We start from the raw sequence: 2,053 nt of genomic DNA, 5'->3' as shown, positions 1-2,053 counted from the left end.
AATGTGACCTGTCGCTGGTTTAGTTAGTAAAATTTTGGTTTGTGACAGTGAAAAAAGTCACAAATGCGCTCTTTTTTGTCGGGATCTTAGATCTTTACTGTAAAGATCGGGATCGTTAGGTGTTGAGTTAATAAAATTCTGATCTCAAATAGGTCTAGGTTAGTAAAAACATGATCTGAATAGCTGATGTTGGTAAATACGTGATCTCAGTTATCAGTGGCTAGTAAAAATCTGATCCACAATAGATAAAAGGGCCTGACGGCCCTTGCTGATTAAGGAACTATATAAGTCGATATTTAGCTAGAGTGTTTAGAACTGGTTCATGGTGTTGGCTTCACCGCCTGCTTTGAGAGCATTCTCACCAGAGAAATACTCTTTGTGGGTGTCACCGATATTAGATCCAGCCAAGTCTTGGTGTTTAACTGATGCTTGCTCGCGACGGATTTCTTGTCGTTGCACATCGCGTACATAGGCAAGCATACCCGCGTCACCAAAATAGCCTTCAGCCAGAATATCGGTGCTGAGCGCTGCTGTATGATAAGTTGGCAGTGTAATTAGGTGGTGGAAAATACCCGCTTCTCTTGCCGAGTCACGCTGGAAGTTTTGCACCAGTAGATCGGCTTCTGTTGCCAATTCGGTTGCGTCTAACTCCGGCGCCATCAATACTTTTGCATCCGCGCTTGGATTTGGGTATGCCGATAAGTCTTTACCTTGCTCCTGCCATTGTTGGTATACCTGTTCACGGAATTTTAATGTCCAGTTGAACGATGGTGAGTTGTTGTACACAAGCTTAGCGTTAGGCACTTGCTCGCGAACTCGGTTAACCAGCTCGGCAATTTGCTCGATATTTGGCTTTTCGGTTTCAATCCACAATAGATCTGCGCCTGACTGTAAGCTAGTTACACAGTCTAGTACCACACGGTCTTTTTCTGTGCCTGCTCTGAATTGATAGAGGCCGTTATCCAAGCGAACTGGTTTCTGTAATTCGCCATCCAGCTTAATTGCCATTTCACCTTCTTGTAAATCAGCGGCTGAGGTCACAGGCGTGGTGTCTAAGTAGCTGGTGTATTGACTCGCAAGGTCACCAGGTGCTTTTGATACTGGTACCTTTTGCGTCAAGCTAGCACCCAATGAGTCGGTACGAGCAACGATCACGCCATCTTCAACACCAAGCTCAAGGAAAGCGTATCGCACAGCGTTAATTTTAGCTAAAAAGTCCTCATGGGGAACCGTTACTTTACCTGCTTGGTGGCCACACTGTTTTGCATCCGATACCTGGTTTTCGATTTGAATAGCACAAGCGCCCGCTTCAATCATTTGTTTAGCTAAAAGATAGGTCGCCTCTTCATTACCAAAACCGGCATCAATATCTGCAATGATAGGCACTACATGGGTTTCGAAATTATCGATTTTGCTAAGGATCTCGGTTGTGTCTTGGCCTTTTGCTCTTGCTGCATCAAGATCTTTGTAGAGATGATCTAGCTCTCGTGCATCGGCTTGCTTAAGGAAGGTGTAGATCTCTTCAATCAAAGCTGGAACCGCTGTTTTTTCATGCATACTTTGGTCAGGTAATGGACCAAACTCTGAGCGCAGCGCTGCAACCATCCAGCCACTTAGGTATACATAAGAGCGCTTTGTGGTTTTATTGTGGCGTTTTACGGCCATCATCATTTGTTGCGCGGTAAAACCGTGCCAACAACCAAGCGATTGCGTGTATTGGCTGCTATCTGCGTCGTACGCTGCCATGTCTTCACGCATCACTTTTGCCGTGTATTTTGCAATGTCCAAACCGGTTTTAAAACGGTTTTGTAGGTGCATACGGCTGGCATACTCAGGACTGATAGACTGCCAAGTTTTTCCTTGGCTTTGGCATAGACTAGAGAAATGATCTAACTGAGTTTGATACTGAGACATAATTAGCTTCCTTTGAACGGGTACTATAAATCAAATTAAATTCTGGTTGTTTGTTACACGAAACCAACCGGTGTGAGAGTGGTTGGCTGCGGGCTTAATTAAACACTAGGCCGATAAATTAGATTTTTTAAATTTATAG

Annotated in this window: 1 protein-coding gene; it reads right to left on the bottom strand. The window is 44.3% G+C overall.

Annotated features, from left to right (window positions below; genetic code table 11):
* Positions 1-309 precede the first annotated feature (309 nt).
* A complete protein-coding gene (locus L1D50_RS22865) occupies positions 310-1,914 on the bottom strand; it encodes an isocitrate lyase (protein ID WP_239966921.1) in 1,605 nt (534 codons plus the stop codon).
* Between the last annotated feature and the right edge of the window lie 139 nt (positions 1,915-2,053).

The organism is Pseudoalteromonas sp. Isolate6, assembly GCF_022398435.1.
In the GTDB taxonomy this organism is placed as follows: domain Bacteria; phylum Pseudomonadota; class Gammaproteobacteria; order Enterobacterales; family Alteromonadaceae; genus Pseudoalteromonas; species Pseudoalteromonas galatheae.
The sequence above is the reverse complement of the archived record's forward strand: the minus strand, read 5'-3'. Positions and strand labels throughout refer to the sequence as shown.